Here is a 15,569-nt window from a genome sequence, read left to right on the forward strand (position 1 = left end):
GCATGAGCAATCTGTCCCTTGATTTTTCCCGCAACGAGTTCCAGCCGCTGGCCGCGCGCATGCGTCCCGCCACCCTGGAAGAGTATGTCGGTCAGCAGCACCTGCTGGCGCCCGGCAAGCCGTTGCCGAGAGCTATCAAGAACGGACAATTGCACTCCATGATCCTGTGGGGACCGCCGGGCACCGGTAAAACCACGCTGGCGGAACTCATCGGCCGCTACGGTAACGCGGACGTGGAGCGTGTCTCTGCGGTCACTTCCGGCATCAAGGAAATCCGCGAGGCCATCGAGCGCGCGCGCCTCAACCGGGACGCCGGACGCCGCACCATCCTGTTCGTGGACGAAGTGCATCGTTTCAATAAAAGCCAGCAGGATGCCTTCCTGCCCCATGTGGAAGAAGGCACCATCACTTTTATCGGCGCCACCACCGAAAATCCCTCGTTTGAATTGAACTCCGCGCTGTTATCACGCGCCAAGGTCTATCTGCTCAAGGCCCTCACCGCCGAAGATATCGAGACGGTACTGTCCCAGGCCATGACGGATCCCGAGCGGGGCTACGGCGGCCAGAATATCGTTTTGCCGGACGAAACCAGGCACATGCTGGCGGAGTGGGTGAATGGCGATGCCCGGCGGGCATTGAACAGCCTGGAAATGATGGTCGATATGGCCGAACCCGATGCCCTGGGCAACCGGATTTTAACTCCGGCGCTGCTCAAGGAGATTTCCGGCGAACGAAGCGCCCGCTTTGATAACAAAGGCGATCGCTATTACGATCTGATCTCCGCGCTGCATAAGTCCGTACGCGGTTCGGCTCCCGATGCGGCGCTTTACTGGTACGCGCGCATTATCACCGCCGGCGGCGATCCGCTTTACGTGGCGCGCCGCCTGCTGGCCATCGCTTCCGAAGATGTGGGCAACGCCGATCCCCGCGGCATGCAGGTGGCTCTTGCCGCCTGGGATTGCTTCACCCGGGTCGGCCCGGCGGAGGGCGAGCGTGCCATTGCCCAGGCCATCGTTTACCTGGCCTGCGCGCCGAAGAGCAATGCGGTATACACCGCCTTCAAGGCCGCCATGCAGGATGCTCGGGAAAACACCGATTTCGACGTGCCGGCGCATTTGCGCAACGCCCCCACCAAGCTGATGAAAGAGATGGGACTGGGGGCGGAGTATCGCTACGCCCATGACGAACCTAACGCCTACGCCGCCGGTGAGAACTATTTCCCGCCGGAAATGGCCGCCACGCGCTACTACCATCCCAGCACCCGCGGACTGGAGGCGAAGATTGCTGAAAAGCTTGCCTGGCTTGACGCGCAGGATCAAAATAGCCCAATAAAACGCTACCGATAAACAGCCTGTTGCGGTAAGGTGAGCGGGAATAAATGGGTTGCCGCGACAGCCCGAAAAGGCCGCGGGAAGTCTTAAACATCAATCTGATATAAATTTGACAACTCTCACTTTGACGGCTGTCAATTTAACAACAACAAGCACAGGACTAGCATGCTCGATCCTAATCTACTGCGTAATGAGCTGGACGCGGTTGCCGAGAAACTGGCTCGCAGAAGTTTCAAGCTGGATGTCGATACTCTGCGTAAATATGAAGAACGCCGTAAGGTGTTGCAGGTAGAAACCGAAACGCTGCAGGCCGAACGCAATTCCCGATCCAAATCGATCGGCGCGGCGAAAGCCCGTGGAGAAGATATCGAGCCTTTGCGTCAGGAGGTGAATCTTCTGGGTGAGCGCCTGGATGCCGCCAAGGCCGAACTGGATATATTGCAAAATAGTATCCGCGACATGGCGTTGTCCATACCCAACATTCCCGATGACGTGGTGCCCTTCGGCAAAGACGAAAATGATAACCAGGAAATCAGCCGCTGGGGCGAACCCAAGCAGTATGATTTTCCGGTGCGCGATCACGTGGCCTTGGGTGAAATGTCCGACGGGCTTGATTTTGCCGCCGCGGTGAAACTGACCGGCACGCGTTTTGTGGTCATGAAAGGGCAGATTGCCCATCTGCACCGGGCGTTGTCGCAGTTCATGCTGGACCTGCACACTGAGCAGCATGGCTATCTTGAAACCTACGTGCCCTATCTGGTGAACCATGCTTCACTGTACGGTACCAGCCAACTGCCGAAATTCGCCGAAGATTTGTTCCATACCCAGCCCCTCAGTGAAGAAGCCGAGACCAGCGCCTATGCGTTGATTCCCACGGCGGAAGTTCCCCTGACCAATCTGGTGCGGGACGAAATTCTCGACGAAGACGTTCTGCCGCTCAAGATGACCGCCCACACCCCGTGTTTTCGCTCCGAGGCGGGTTCCTACGGTCGCGACACCCGCGGTCTCATCCGCATGCACCAGTTCGACAAGGTTGAAATGGTGCAGGTGGTGAAACCCGAAAACTCCATGCAGGCGCTGGAAGAACTCACCGCCCATGCGGAGAAGGTCCTGCAGTTGCTGAACCTGCCGTACCGTAAAATATTGCTTTGTACCGGCGATATGGGCTTCGCATCCTGCAAAACCTACGACCTGGAAGTGTGGCTGCCGGCGCAGAATACCTACCGGGAAATTTCCTCCTGTTCCAATATCGGCGATTTCCAGGCCCGCCGCATGCAGGCCCGCTATCGCAGCAAAGAGGATAAAAAACCGCGTTTGGTACACACCCTCAACGGCTCCGGCCTGGCGGTGGGACGTACGCTGGTGGCGGTCATGGAAAACTACCAGATGGCGGACGGCCGGATCGAAATACCGGCGGTGCTGGTGCCCTATATGAAAGGATTGACCCATATCGGTTGATGCAGGCTAACGGCCATCGTGAACGATGGCCGTGATTAAGCTCTTACAGCCTATCCCCTGCCTGTTTCGACCGCCGTCGCTCTCTTTGTCCCCCGATATCCCGCGGTGCCGCAAGCACCATCCTTGCCGCTATTTATTCCTTTGCGACATGGCGCGCGGTTGCCGGAATAAAACGGCTATTGCAAAAAATGCTGACGCGAATTTAGCCGCATTGACTTTTAATACCGTAGTGGCATGATGCGCACAATTTCTGCATTTTGAGTCCGGTTTCCATCCTATGTCCGTCTATTCCCGCCCGGTGGTGATGTTGCTTACCGGGCTGTTGTCGTTGACCGTTTCCATCGCCGTGCTCAATACGCTGGTGCCCCTATGGCTGTCCCATGAGTCGCTGCCTACCTGGCAAATCGGGCTGGTGGGGTCGTCCTATTTCACCGGTAATCTGGTGGGAACCCTATTGGCCGGCACGCTGATTAAACGGGTCGGCTTTAACCGCAGCTATCACTTCTCCTGCGTACTCTTTGCCGTTGCCACCCTCGGGCTGGGCTTAACCATCGATTTCGGCAGCTGGCTGCTCTGCCGGTTTGTGGCCGGCGTCGCCTGTGCGCTGGTTTGGGTGGTGGTGGAAAGCGCCCTGATGCGCCGGGGTACGATACGCACCCGCGGACAACTGCTGGCCGCTTATATGATGGTCTATTACATGGGCACGGTCATCGGCCAACTGCTGCTGAGCGGCGTATCCACCGCCTTGATGTCGGTATTGCTCTGGGTAACCGCCCTGATGATCGTGGCGGTGCTGCCGCTGCTGTTCAACCGCATAGACGGACAGGGCACCGAGTCCCCCCGTGCCCCGGTCTGGCCGATGCTGCTGCGCCGCAATGCCCGCCTGGGCATCAATGGCTGCATCATCTCGGGCGTGGTGCTCGGTTCGCTTTACGGCCTGATGCCGCTCTATCTGTCACACCAGGGACTGAGCGACGGCAAGGTGGGATACTGGATGGCGCTGCTGGTGAGCGCCGGTATCGTCGGACAATGGCCGGTAGGTCGCCTGGCGGACCGTTTCGGGCGCTTGATGATATTGCGGGTGCAGGTATTTATGGTCATTATCGGCAGCTTGTCTATGCTGAGCGACGCCGCCATGGTTCCCGCGCTGTTCCTGCTAGGCTGCTCGGGATTCACCCTTTATCCGGTGGCCATGTCATGGGCCTGTGAAAAGGTGCCCACCCATGAACTGGTGGCAATGAACCAAGCCCTGCTGCTCAGCTACACCATCGGCAGCCTGGCTGGCCCGAGCATGACCGCCATACTGATGCAGCGCTATTCGGATCAGTGGCTGTTTGTTATCATCTCCGGGGTAGCCCTGATTTATCTGGTGATGCTGCTGCGCAAAGCGGACAGGCACCATACGCCGGTCACCACCGCCTGATAAAGTGACAAACGGCCTTGGCGTGCAGGCCCGCAATCGCTGAAGCTTAAACCAAGCGTGTTAAAGGGAGAGCGCGCCGATGTGGTCGAAGCGGGCGTGGTGTTCCCGCCCGCCCGATTAGGCGCTGGCGCTATGCCGCCGGCAATTCACTGCGATTAAGCACCGCGCAATCCTCAGCGTTCTGACGTTCAAAACGCAAGCAGCGCGTATGATAGCGGGCGACACTGTTACGATGGGCCACGCTAACCAGCGTCACGTCCGGCAAGGTTTCCGTCAGTAGCCGGTACATCAGCTGCTCATTCTCATCGTCCAGCGCGCTGGTGGCCTCATCCAGAAACAGAATATCCGGCTTGATCAACAGCGCCCTGGCAAATGCCAGCCTTTGCTGCTCGCCGGGAGACAACCAATGGCTCCAGTTCAATTCTTTATCCAGCATAGGCCGCAAATGGGCCAGCTGGCATTCATCCAGCATCGACAGCATCTGCTCCCGGCTGAAATGATCCGGCGCTTCCGGATAACACAGCGCCCCCAGCAAACTGCCGATGGGAATATAGCTGCGCTGGGGCAAAAACAGCACTTTCATACCGCTGTGCAAACCAATACCCCCTGAACCATAAGGCCATATACCGGCAATGGCGCGCAGCAGCGTAGACTTACCGCAGCCGGACGGACCCACTATCAACACCTTCTCACCCGGCGCAATGGACTGCGTCGCCCCGTGGAACAGCGCCCGCCCGGTGGGAATGGTGAGCGTCAAATCCGTCAATGCCAACGCCGCCCCCGCGGTTGGCTGACGCACTATGTCGGTGTTCTGGCTGCTGTGGCGTTCCACCGCAGCGTTGAACCCCGCCAGCCGGTTAATGCAGGCCTTCCAGCTAGCCAACTGGTTAAAGGCGTCGATAAACCAGGACAACGCCCCTTGAATCTCGCCAAACGCCGAGGAAATTTGCATCAGAGTACCGAGCTGGATGGCGCCGGAGAAATAACGCGGCGCCGCCACCAGAATCGGGAAGATAATGGCAAACTGACCGTAAAAATTACTGGCCACGTTCAGCCGCCGGCTGACGCGCATAATGGACCACCAGTTGGCGCGAATGGCTTCAAACCTGCCGTCCAACTGTTTAGCTTCCCGCGGCTCGCCCTGGTAAAGGGCGATGGCGTCATTGTTTTCACGGATACGGATCAGTCCGAAACGAAAATTCGCCTCAAATCTTTCCTGCTCAAAACCCAAACGTACCAGCGGCCGGCCGACCTTCCATATCAGCAGCGATCCCATTCCAGCATATAAAATGGCAAACCACACCATATAACCGGGCACCGTGAAAAGATGGCCGCTCAGGGTAACGGAGATGGGACCGCTTACCGACCAGAGAATGGAAATAAAAGAGACAAATGTCACGACGCTTGAAAGCAAACCCAGCGCCAGCGACAGCGTGCCGCTGGTAAGGGCATTCAAATCTTCAGCAATACGCTGGTCGGGGTTATCAACGGTCTGTTGCTGTTCGGTATGGTAATAGACGTGGTGCTGTAACCACTTATCCATATATTGCCGGGTCATCCAGCGCCGCCAATACATTTGCAGGCCCTGGGTCAGGTAGATTTTATAGATGGATATGACGATAAATATCAGCGCCAGCCAGGTAAAATAGATAAGCTGACTTTTGAACACCGGGAAATTTTTATTCTGCAGCGCATCGTAAAATACCCGGTTCCATTGGTTAAAAAGAACGCTGATATACACCGTGGTTAAAGAGAGGATAACAATCACCGCCAGCATTCCCCAGGCACGCCACTTTTCCTCGGAACGCCAAAAGGGCTTTATCAACTGCCACACTTCCCGCCAGTGCGCGGTTTTAATTTCTGCTGCTTTCATATGTTAGCGATCATTTCAATTGCCAAAGCCATCATAATACGTCATCACTGGAAACTTCTCTGGAAAAAATAGGCCAGTTTGGTAAGTAAACATGTAATGTACAGGCGCTTTATTGACAATAGGCAAGCGGGGAAGGGGCGGATAACCAGGCAGAACACCTGCCCTGCCGAAAATTGTCCCGGCAGGGCGGAGGAAGATACGGTCTGAAAATACGTTATTATACCCGTCATACTTCAAGTTGCAGGTACGTTGTTTTTCTGCAACTCGAATTATTTAGGGTATATCACGAGCAGCGGCGGGGCAGCAGTTAATACATCACTTTATGGCCGTACCCGGCCAAAATAGCTTTTACATGCTCCATGGTTTCCGTGGTGGGAGGATTCACTCCTTCGAGCTTATATTCTTCACCCATGGCTATCCATTTGTGTTTACCCAGCTCATGGTAGGGCAACAATTCGATTTTTTCGATATTGGCCATATCCTTGGTGAATTCACCCAGCATATGCACCGATTTATCATCATCCGACCAGCCGGGCACCACCACATACCGCAGCCAGGTGCGTTTGTTGATCTTTTGCAGATAGCGGGCAAAATCCAGCACGCGGTGGTTGGAAACACCCACCAGGTTTTGATGGATATCGTCGTTCATTTCCTTGATATCGAGCATCACCAGGTCGGTCACGTCCAGCAGTTCGTCAATGACCTCATCGTAACGCCGCACGTAGCCGTTGGTGTCAAGGCAGGTATTGATGCCTTCGGCATGGCAGGCGCGAAACCAGTCGCGCACGAATTCAGCCTGCAAAATCGCCTCGCCGCCGGACGCGGTGACGCCGCCGCCGGAAGCATTCATAAAGTGCCGGTAGGTGACCACCTCTTTCATGATCTCCTCAACGGATATTTCGCGGCCGGCGTGCAAATCCCAGGTGTCGCGGTTGTGGCAATAGAGGCAACGGAGCAGGCAGCCCTGGAAGAAAATGATAAAACGAATGCCCGGACCATCGACGGTACCGCAGGATTCAAACGAATGGATGCGACCAAGTACTGACATTGCGGGGTTTTCTCCATCTTTGCAGGAAGTGTGTTTTGGCTGAACGACTCTGTTTATCTGCTGCTTATCTGCTTAAAGTAGCGCTTTCAGCCAAAGCATATTCACCTGAACGTGCTGACAATCACCCGGTGCAGGTGATAAAAAGGCCCCACTTTCGTGGAGCCTTTATTTTACGCCTTTTCAGACGGTGAGGGAAATTACATCGACGCCGTGAAGGTACGGGTGATAACGTCCTTCTGCTGTTCTTTGGTCAATGAATTGAAGCGTACCGCATAACCGGACACACGGATGGTCAGGTTCGGGTAGTCTTCCGGATGTTCCATGGCCGCCAGCAGCATTTCACGGTTCATCACGTTGACGTTCAGATGCTGACCGCCTTCCACGCCGGCTTCATGATGGAAGTAACCGTCCATCAAGCCTGCCAGGTTGGCTTTACGTACGTCGTCATCCTTGCCCAGTGCTTTAGGCACGATGGAGAAGGTATAAGAAATACCGTCTTTCGCGTAGGCAAACGGCAGTTTGGCAACGGATGTCAGAGAAGCGACAGCGCCTTTCTGGTCACGACCGTGCATCGGGTTGGCACCCGGTCCAAACGGCGCGCCTGAACGACGTCCGTCAGGAGTGTTACCGGTCTTCTTACCGTAAACCACGTTAGAGGTAATGGTAAGAATGGACTGAGTCGGTACAGCGCCACGGTAGGTCGGCAGCTTCTGAATTTTCTTCATGAAACGTTCAACCAGGTCGCAAGCGATGTCATCGACGCGGGAGTCGTTGTTACCGAACTGCGGGTATTCGCCTTCGATGTCGAAATCAACGGCCATGCCATCAGCATCACGTACCGGTTTGACCTTGGCGTACTTGATGGCGGACAGGGAGTCGGCGGCGACGGACAGACCGGCGATGCCGCAAGCCATGGTGCGATAGACATCACGGTCATGCAGGGCCATCAGCGATGCTTCGTAGCTGTATTTATCATGCATATAGTGGATGATGTTCAGCGCGGTGACATACTGCTTGGCCAGCCAATCCATGAAGTGATCCATGCTGTTTAGCACGGTATCGTAATCCAGGACTGCGTCGGCAATCGGCGCGGTTTTCGGACCGACCTGGATTTTGGCTTTTTCGTCCATGCCGCCGTTGATTGCGTACAGAACCATTTTAGCCAGGTTGGCGCGGGCGCCGAAGAACTGCATTTGTTTGCCGACAACCATCGGGCTTACGCAACAGGCAATGGCGTAATCGTCATTGTTGAAATCGGGACGCATCAGGTCGTCGTTTTCATACTGTACGGAAGAGGTATCGATGGAAACCTTGGCGGTAAATTTCTTCCAGCTGATCGGCAATTTTTCCGACCACAGAATGGTCATGTTCGGTTCCGGAGCCGGCCCCATGGTGTACAGGGTGTTCAGGAAGCGGAAGCTGTTTTTGGTAACCAGGGTTCGGCCGTCAACGCCCATGCCGCCCAGTGATTCAGTGGCCCAAATCGGGTCGCCGGAGAACAGTTCGTCATATTCAGGAGTACGCAGGAAACGGACCATACGCAGTTTCATGACCAGATGGTCAATCAGTTCCTGAGCCTGTTCTTCAGTGATTTTGCCGGCTTTCAAATCGCGTTCGATGAAGATATCCAGGAACGTAGAAGTACGGCCGAAGGACATTGCAGCGCCGTTCTGGGATTTAACCGCGGCCAGGTAGCCGAAGTAGGTCCATTGAACAGCTTCTTGAGCGGTGGTGGCCGGGCCGGAAATATCGCAGCCGTATTTGGCGGCCATTTCTTTGATTTGACCCAAAGCGCGATGCTGGTCGGCGATTTCTTCACGCAGACGGATGGTGGCTTCCAGGTCTTCGCCGTTTTCCAGTTTGCTTTGCAAAGAGGTGAACTGGGCGAATTTGTCTTTCATCAGGTAGTCGATACCGTACAGCGCGATGCGACGGTAATCGCCAATGATGCGGCCACGGCCGTAGGCGTCGGGCAGGCCGGTCAACGCACCGGTCTTACGGCATTTCAGAATGTCGGGAGTATAGACATCGAATACGCCCTGGTTATGGGTTTTACGGTATTCGGTGAAGATTTTTTTCAGCTGCGGGTCCAGCTCGCGATCGTAGGCTTTGCAGGAGCTTTCAACCATCTTGATGCCGCCGAACGGGATAATAGCGCGTTTCAACGGTGCATCAGTTTGCAGGCCGACGATTTTTTCCTGGCTTTTATTGATATAGCCGGCGTCATGGGACGTAATGGTAGCCGCAACATCGGTATCGAAATCCACCGGCGCATGGGTGCGGTTTTCGGTTTTGATGCCTTCCATTACCTTCGCCCACAGGGCGGTAGTGGCGGGAGTCGCACCGGCCAGGAAGGCTTCGTTGCCTTCATAAGGAGTATAGTTTTTGGATAAAGTCACGAACATTGACTTCATTCTGCCAGTCGCCTTTGCTGAAACCTTCCCAAGCAGTGGCTAGTTTTGTGTTCAGATCGGTCATTTTATACCTACCTTCTAATGTGGATTTCTTAAAACCCGGCTTCACGGCGGACCAAATTAATGGTTATTTCCACCGCGCAGATAAATTACCCAATACGTTAACCCTACCAGTAACCCCCCGCCGATGATGTTGCCAATCGTTACCGGAATCAGGTTGTCGATAATAAAGTTACTTACGGTAAGATGTGAAAACTGGTCGGGCGCCATGTTAATGGCTTGCCAGAACTCCGGACCAGCAAAATTCTTGATCACAATACCCATTGGGATCATAAACATATTGGCGATGCTGTGTTCAAAACCGCTGGAAACAAACATCGCGACAGGGAATATCATGGCGAACATTTTGTCCATCAGGCTGCGGCCGGAATAACTCATCCATACCGCCAGACAGACCAGCAAATTCGCCAGAATCCCAAGACACACCGCCTCGATAAAAGTGTGATGCACTTTATGGTCGGCAGTCTGCAAAACGTTCAGGCCCCAGCCGCCGTTGGCGACCATATGCTCCCCGGAAAACCAGATAAGCGCCACGAAGAACAACGCGCCGATAAAGTTGCCGATGTAAACGTTGATCCAATTACGCGCCAACTGCCCCCATGTGATGCGTCCGCTGGCCTTGGCGACCATAATCAGCACTGTGGAAGTGAACAGGTCCGCGCCGCAAACCACCACCAGCATCAGGCCTAACGAGAAACATACCCCGCCCACCAGTTTGGCAATGCCGTAAGGCATTGCGGTGGTACCCGTGGTGGCGGTGATATAAAAAGCGAAAGCGATGGAGATGAACACGCCTGCGGTTATCGCCAGGAAAAACGTTTTTGCCGGTTGTTTGGTTGCTTTATAAACGCCGGCTTCTTCAGCGACTTTTGCCATGGCGGCAGGCAAGAGTAAATCAAATGGGTTGTCAGCTTTCACACTAACTCTCTCGGTGAATAATTAAACGTTGTAATTCTAACAAAGCAGTATAGTGCAAAAATTGACTTGGATCATAATGGGCCGAACTTAACGGCCTTTTGGGTAGGGGAAATGGGGTAAATTAATTATAAGATGTTGATTTTTAAGTTAAAAATAAAGTTTAATAATTACACAAAGATTTGAAAACGGCATTTTTTGCACTTTTATGAACGTTATGAAATGGCATCGCATATAGCCGCAATGTTTCATCAAGGCAATAAAACAGCCAAATTTCACTTCACGATAACAATAAACTATTTATTGGAACCTTGGCGAGCATTATATTTCGCCAAACGCCCGGCGATAATGCTCAATGTCATCGGAGCTAAATAAAGCCATGATTTATGTAGGGTTATTACTCCCGCTCGCCGTAACGACGGATAAATTTATTTTATCCTCCCCGCCGGGCCGTAACGGCGGGGAAAAGAGCGTAGCGCTTATCTTTCCGGCTCCGGGATCCTACCGCCAGTAGCGGCGTTTTGCCAACTGCAATTTTTCATAGGCGGCCAGTAGGGCGCGATGGGCCGGCAGCGCGTGTAGATCGCCGTCGATGGTAAACAGGCCGGCAAAGCACTGCTTGCCCCGCAGTGCGGCGGTAGCGCTGGCGAGCGTGGCGGCACCGTACATGCGTTCGAACGCGGTGTGGTACTGCGCCGGATCCCGGCCGGACTCCTGGGCGAGCAGAAGGAGGGTTTGCAAACAGCGGTAATAATTTTCACGCTGCGGCGAAAAAACCGAACTATTGAAATCCAGGGTCCATTCGGTCCAGATCAACGCCTGTTCGAGGTCGCCTCCCGCGAGCGCCAGCATGGCTTTCAACTCTCCCACCCGCAGGGTGAACCAACCGTTGTCCCGGCCGGTGGCCAGGCCCAGCAGCTCACGCACCCGGGTGAAATCGTCCAGCCCTTCATCATCAAGCCGCTCGATAAGTGCCAGATACCGCTCCGGGGGCCACTGGCTTTCCGGCAGGCTTAGCAGCTCGTCGCGCAAATGGGCGGCCATGGTGTTATTGGCGAACAATAAATCCTCCGCCGGATAGATATCGGACATGCCCGGCACCAGTATACGGCAGGCATAAACGCCCAAATGCTCGTAGTCCGCGATATAGACCTCTGCCTCCTTTCGCCGGAAAATCTCCATCATGGCGGCGAATTCCGCGCCGGTGGTGCCGCTGAAATTCCAATCCACAAAGGGATAATCGGCATCCTCTTTAAACAGATCCCAGGAGATAAGCCCGCTGGAGTCAATAAAATGCGTTTCCAGGTTGGTTTGCTCCGCCACTTCCTCGTCGTCAAAGGTAGGCGGGGTAAAGACATCCAGATCTTTCAGGCTGCGGCCCTGCAACAGCTCGGTCACGGTGCGCTCCAGCGCCACGCCGAAATCCGGATGCGCGCCGAAAGAAGCAAAACAGGTGCCGTTGGCGGGATTGAACAGCACGACGCAGATAACCGGGTATTCACCGCCAAGGGACGCGTCATAGGCGAAAATGGGAAAGCCTTCCTCTTCCAGCCGGCTAATGGCCGCCAAAACGCCGGGATAGCGGTCCAGTACCGTTTGGGGTATGAGCGGCAGACTGATGGATTCGGCGATGATGCGGTTTTTGATATGGCGTTCAAACACTTCGGACAACGCCTGTACCCGCGCTTCATTGGCGGTATTGCCCGCCGACATGCCATTGGATACATAGAGATTGCCGATGATATTCATCGGGATATAGATAACCGCCTGGTCCGATTGCCGGGTAAACGGCAGGGCGCAGATGCCGCGCTCTTTATTGCCGGATTGCAAATCCACCAGCGCGCCGGCCCGCAGCGCCCCGTCGGGATCGTAAAAATTCCGCAGCCGATCGTCCAGGATGCCGTGCGGCAACGTATCATCCGCCGTCAGGGGAAACCACTTTTCGTTGGGATAGTGCACAAAATCGCCCTGGGCGATGCTGTGGCCGAGATAAAAATCGGCAAAGAAATAATTGGTGGAAAGCCGCTCGAAATACTCCCCCAGAGCAGAGGCCAGCGCGGCCTTTTTGCTGGCGCCCTTGCCGTTGGTGAAACACAGGGGGCAGTCGCGATCGCGGATATGCACTGACCAGACATGGGGAACCGGGTTGAGCCAGGAGGCCTCTTCAATATTAAAACCCAGCGCCGACAATTGTTGATAAAATCGCTGGATGGAGTCTTCGAGGGCGGCGTCTTTACCGGGGATAAATGTCTGGGTCATAAGGCTCACTTTATTATCGTCGCTAAACCGGCATAATACGGTGTTTTGCCTTCAGGCTCCACGTATTCTCTGTAAAGACCGCCGCCGGACGTAACAGCCTCATGAATGGTATGGTTGATATTCCGGCCGCGAATGCGTCGATGGCTAAAATGCGCAAGAGAGTCAATAAACGTTGCGACGTCCGAATGCGAGTGATAAAAACGATGGCATCGGATGTTCAAACGGTTTTCGGTCAATGTGGTGAGGGGAAATGAATCAGGTCTTTAATTTTAGCGCCGGCCCGGCAATGATTCCGGCGGAAGTATTGCAGCGCGCGCAGCAGGAATTATGCGATTGGCATGGACTGGGTACGTCGGTCATGGAAATCAGCCACCGCAGCAAGGAATTTATCGAGGTGGCGAAGGAATCCGAACAGGATTTGCGCGAACTGTTGAGTATCCCCGATAACTATAAAGTGCTGTTCAGCCACGGCGGCGCCCGCGCGCAATTCGCCGCGGTGCCGTTGAATCTGCTGGGGGAAGGCGCCGGCGCCGATTATATCGACGGCGGCTATTGGGCCCACAGCGCCGTGGCCGAAGCCCGCAAGTATTGCGATCCCCGGGTTATTGACGTGAAGACCCGCCTTGACGGCATGCGTGCCATCAAGCCCATGGGCGAATGGACGCTCTCCACAGACAGCGCGTATGTGCATTACTGCCCCAATGAAACCATCGACGGGCTGGCCATCGACGAATTACCCGATTTCGGCGACAAGGTGGTGGTGGCGGACTATTCTTCCACCATTCTTTCCCGCCCGCTGGATGTCAGCCGGTTCGGCGTGATTTATGCCGGAGCGCAGAAAAACATCGGTCCGGCCGGGCTGACGCTGGTTATCGTGCGCGAAGATCTGCTGGGCAAGGCCCGGCGCGAAACCCCTTCGGTCCTGGATTACCAGGTGCTGGCGGAAAACGACTCCATGTTCAATACCCCGCCCACCTTTGCCTGGTATCTTTCCGGCCTGGTATTTAAATGGCTCAAAGCGCAGGGCGGCCTGGCGGCAATGGATCAGCGCAACCAGGCGAAAGCCGATCTGCTGTACCGGTTTATCGACCGCAGCGAATTTTACCGTAACGATGTGGCGCCGGCTAACCGTTCACGCATGAATGTTCCCTTCCTGCTGGCGGATGCGGAGTTGGACAAGCTGTTCCTGGAAGAATCCGTTGCCGCCGGTTTGCATGCCCTGAAAGGTCACCGCGTGGTGGGCGGAATGCGCGCGTCGCTCTATAATGCCATGCCGCTGGCGGGCGTTGAGGCCCTGGTGGCGTTCATGACCGAATTCGCCCGGCGGCACGGCTGATCTTTCGCGGCCTCCGCTGTACGAATAGAATGAAATAACCTGCGACCCCGACCTTACCGCCGGGGTCGCTGATTTTTTAATTGTTGGAGAACGTGTTTCACATGCAGGAATCCCTGACCCTACAACCGGTGGCGCACATCAACGGCATCGTTAACCTGCCCGGTTCGAAAAGCGTATCGAACCGTGCTTTGCTGTTGGCGGCACTGGCCCGCGGCACCACCCGGCTGACCAACCTGTTGGACAGCGACGATGTGCGTCATATGCTGGCGGCCCTGGCGGCGTTGGGCGTCACCTACCGCCTGAGCGCCGACCGTCGGCAGTGCGAGGTTGACGGGCAGGGGCATGCCCTGACCGCCGCCGCGCCCCTGGAGCTGTTCCTGGGTAACGCCGGCACCGCCATGCGGCCGCTGGCGGCCATGTTATGCCTGGGCCGGCATGACATCCTGCTCACCGGCGAACCGCGCATGAAAGAGCGCCCCATCGGGCATTTGGTGGATGCCCTGCGCCAGGGCGGCGCCGAGGTGGAATACCTGGAACAGGAAAATTACCCGCCGCTGCGCCTGCGGGGCGGTTTCCGCGGCGGCGAGATCGAGGTGGACGGCACTGTATCCAGCCAGTTTCTCACCGCCCTGCTGATGGCGGCGCCGCTGGCGGCGGAAGATACGGTAATCCGCATTAAAGGGGAACTGGTCTCCCGGCCCTATATAGACATCACCCTGACCCTCATGGAAACTTTCGGCATCCGGGTTCGCCACGAAAATTACCGGGTTTTTTACCTCAAAGGCAATGAATGCTATCGCTCACCGGGGCATTATCTGGTGGAAGGGGATGCCTCTTCGGCGTCCTATTTTCTGGCGGCGGCGGCTATTCGCGGCGGCACCGTCCGGGTGACCGGCATCGGTAAAAACAGCGTGCAGGGCGATATCCGCTTTGCCGATGTGCTGGAGCGCATGGGCGCGGTTATCCGCTGGGGCGATGATTTTATCGAATGTACCCGCGGCGAGCTGCATGCGGTGGATATGGACATGAATCATATTCCCGACGCCGCCATGACCATCGCCACCACAGCGCTGTTTGCCGGCGGCACCACCCGGCTGCGCAATATTTATAATTGGCGGGTGAAAGAGACCGACCGGCTGTCGGCAATGGCCGCCGAACTGCGCAAAGTGGGCGCAGAGGTAGTGGAAGGGGAGGATTTCATCGAGATAACCCCGCCCAAGACGCTGAAGTGCGCCGAAATCGGCACCTACAACGATCACCGGATGGCAATGTGTTTTTCATTGGTAGCCTTATCCGATACGCCGGTCACCATACTCGATCCCAAATGCACTCATAAGACTTTTCCGGATTATTTTCAGCAGCTGGCGGCCATCAGCACGCTGAAGTAGACGCCGGTCCGGCGGAAGGATGGCGGTCTTTTTTCGTCCCGGGGCTCTCCCGGACGCATTGGGC

9 protein-coding genes and 1 pseudogene are annotated in these 15,569 nt (G+C 55.6%); 5 read left to right on the forward strand and 5 right to left on the reverse strand.

What is annotated here, in order from left to right:
* The first annotated feature begins 2 nt into the window (after positions 1 to 2).
* The 3 genes from GTU79_RS08410 to GTU79_RS08420 all read left to right on the forward strand — a co-directional run bounded on the left by GTU79_RS08410 (position 3) and on the right by GTU79_RS08420 (position 4,212).
* Positions 3 to 1,346 carry a replication-associated recombination protein A gene (locus GTU79_RS08410; RefSeq protein WP_203522217.1) on the forward strand — a complete coding sequence of 448 codons (1,344 nt, stop codon included), beginning with the start codon at positions 3 to 5 and terminating at the stop codon, positions 1,344 to 1,346.
* Between the two features lie 150 nt (positions 1,347 to 1,496).
* Positions 1,497 to 2,789 carry a serine--tRNA ligase gene (gene serS / locus GTU79_RS08415; protein ID WP_203522216.1) on the forward strand — a complete coding sequence of 431 codons (1,293 nt, stop codon included), beginning with the start codon at positions 1,497 to 1,499 and terminating at the stop codon, positions 2,787 to 2,789.
* A gap of 277 nt (positions 2,790 to 3,066) precedes the next feature.
* Positions 3,067 to 4,212, forward strand: a complete 1,146-nt coding sequence (locus GTU79_RS08420) for an MFS transporter (protein WP_203522215.1) — start codon at positions 3,067 to 3,069, stop codon at positions 4,210 to 4,212.
* 130 nt (positions 4,213 to 4,342) lie between these two features.
* Here the strand turns inward: GTU79_RS08420 and GTU79_RS08425 are convergent, their stop codons facing one another.
* From GTU79_RS08425 to ycaO, 5 genes and pseudogenes are all read right to left on the reverse strand, one after another.
* Positions 4,343 to 6,085, reverse strand: coding sequence for an ABC transporter ATP-binding protein/permease (locus GTU79_RS08425; protein WP_203522214.1), 1,743 nt, complete (start codon positions 6,083 to 6,085; stop codon positions 4,343 to 4,345).
* Between the two features lie 307 nt (positions 6,086 to 6,392).
* Positions 6,393 to 7,133: a pyruvate formate lyase 1-activating protein gene (pflA, locus tag GTU79_RS08430; protein WP_132922654.1), complete on the reverse strand. Its 741-nt coding sequence runs from the start codon at positions 7,131 to 7,133 to the stop codon at positions 6,393 to 6,395.
* A gap of 197 nt (positions 7,134 to 7,330) precedes the next feature.
* Positions 7,331 to 9,611 (reverse strand): annotated as a pseudogene (gene pflB, locus GTU79_RS08435) (formate C-acetyltransferase).
* A gap of 56 nt (positions 9,612 to 9,667) precedes the next feature.
* Positions 9,668 to 10,525: a formate transporter FocA gene (gene focA, locus GTU79_RS08440; RefSeq protein ID WP_132922652.1), complete on the reverse strand. Its 858-nt coding sequence runs from the start codon at positions 10,523 to 10,525 to the stop codon at positions 9,668 to 9,670.
* Between the two features lie 498 nt (positions 10,526 to 11,023).
* Positions 11,024 to 12,781: a 30S ribosomal protein S12 methylthiotransferase accessory factor YcaO gene (gene ycaO, locus GTU79_RS08445; protein ID WP_203522213.1), complete on the reverse strand. Its 1,758-nt coding sequence runs from the start codon at positions 12,779 to 12,781 to the stop codon at positions 11,024 to 11,026.
* A 250-nt stretch (positions 12,782 to 13,031) separates the two neighbouring features.
* On the opposite strand from ycaO, the gene serC reads away from it, so the two are divergent.
* Positions 13,032 to 14,117, forward strand: coding sequence for a 3-phosphoserine/phosphohydroxythreonine transaminase (gene serC, locus GTU79_RS08450; RefSeq protein ID WP_203522212.1), 1,086 nt, complete (start codon positions 13,032 to 13,034; stop codon positions 14,115 to 14,117).
* A gap of 101 nt (positions 14,118 to 14,218) precedes the next feature.
* On the forward strand, positions 14,219 to 15,505 hold the full coding sequence (gene aroA / locus GTU79_RS08455) for a 3-phosphoshikimate 1-carboxyvinyltransferase (protein ID WP_203522211.1): 1,287 nt from the start codon (positions 14,219 to 14,221) through the stop codon (positions 15,503 to 15,505).
* The last annotated feature ends 64 nt before the right edge of the window (positions 15,506 to 15,569 follow it).

The sequence above is a fragment of the Sodalis ligni genome, from assembly GCF_016865525.2.
Taxonomy (GTDB): domain Bacteria; phylum Pseudomonadota; class Gammaproteobacteria; order Enterobacterales; family Enterobacteriaceae; genus Acerihabitans; species Acerihabitans ligni.

Coding starts and splice junctions, on each gene's coding strand:
- serS (WP_203522216.1), top strand. CDS start 1,497: ATGCTCGATCCTAATCTACTGCGTAATGAGCTGGACGCGGTTGCCGAG.
- GTU79_RS08410 (WP_203522217.1), top strand. CDS start 3: ATGAGCAATCTGTCCCTTGATTTTTCCCGCAACGAGTTCCAGCCGCTG.
- GTU79_RS08425 (WP_203522214.1), bottom strand. CDS start 6,085: ATGAAAGCAGCAGAAATTAAAACCGCGCACTGGCGGGAAGTGTGGCAG.
- serC (WP_203522212.1), top strand. CDS start 13,032: ATGAATCAGGTCTTTAATTTTAGCGCCGGCCCGGCAATGATTCCGGCG.
- pflA (WP_132922654.1), bottom strand. CDS start 7,133: ATGTCAGTACTTGGTCGCATCCATTCGTTTGAATCCTGCGGTACCGTC.
- aroA (WP_203522211.1), top strand. CDS start 14,219: ATGCAGGAATCCCTGACCCTACAACCGGTGGCGCACATCAACGGCATC.
- ycaO (WP_203522213.1), bottom strand. CDS start 12,781: ATGACCCAGACATTTATCCCCGGTAAAGACGCCGCCCTCGAAGACTCC.
- GTU79_RS08420 (WP_203522215.1), top strand. CDS start 3,067: ATGTCCGTCTATTCCCGCCCGGTGGTGATGTTGCTTACCGGGCTGTTG.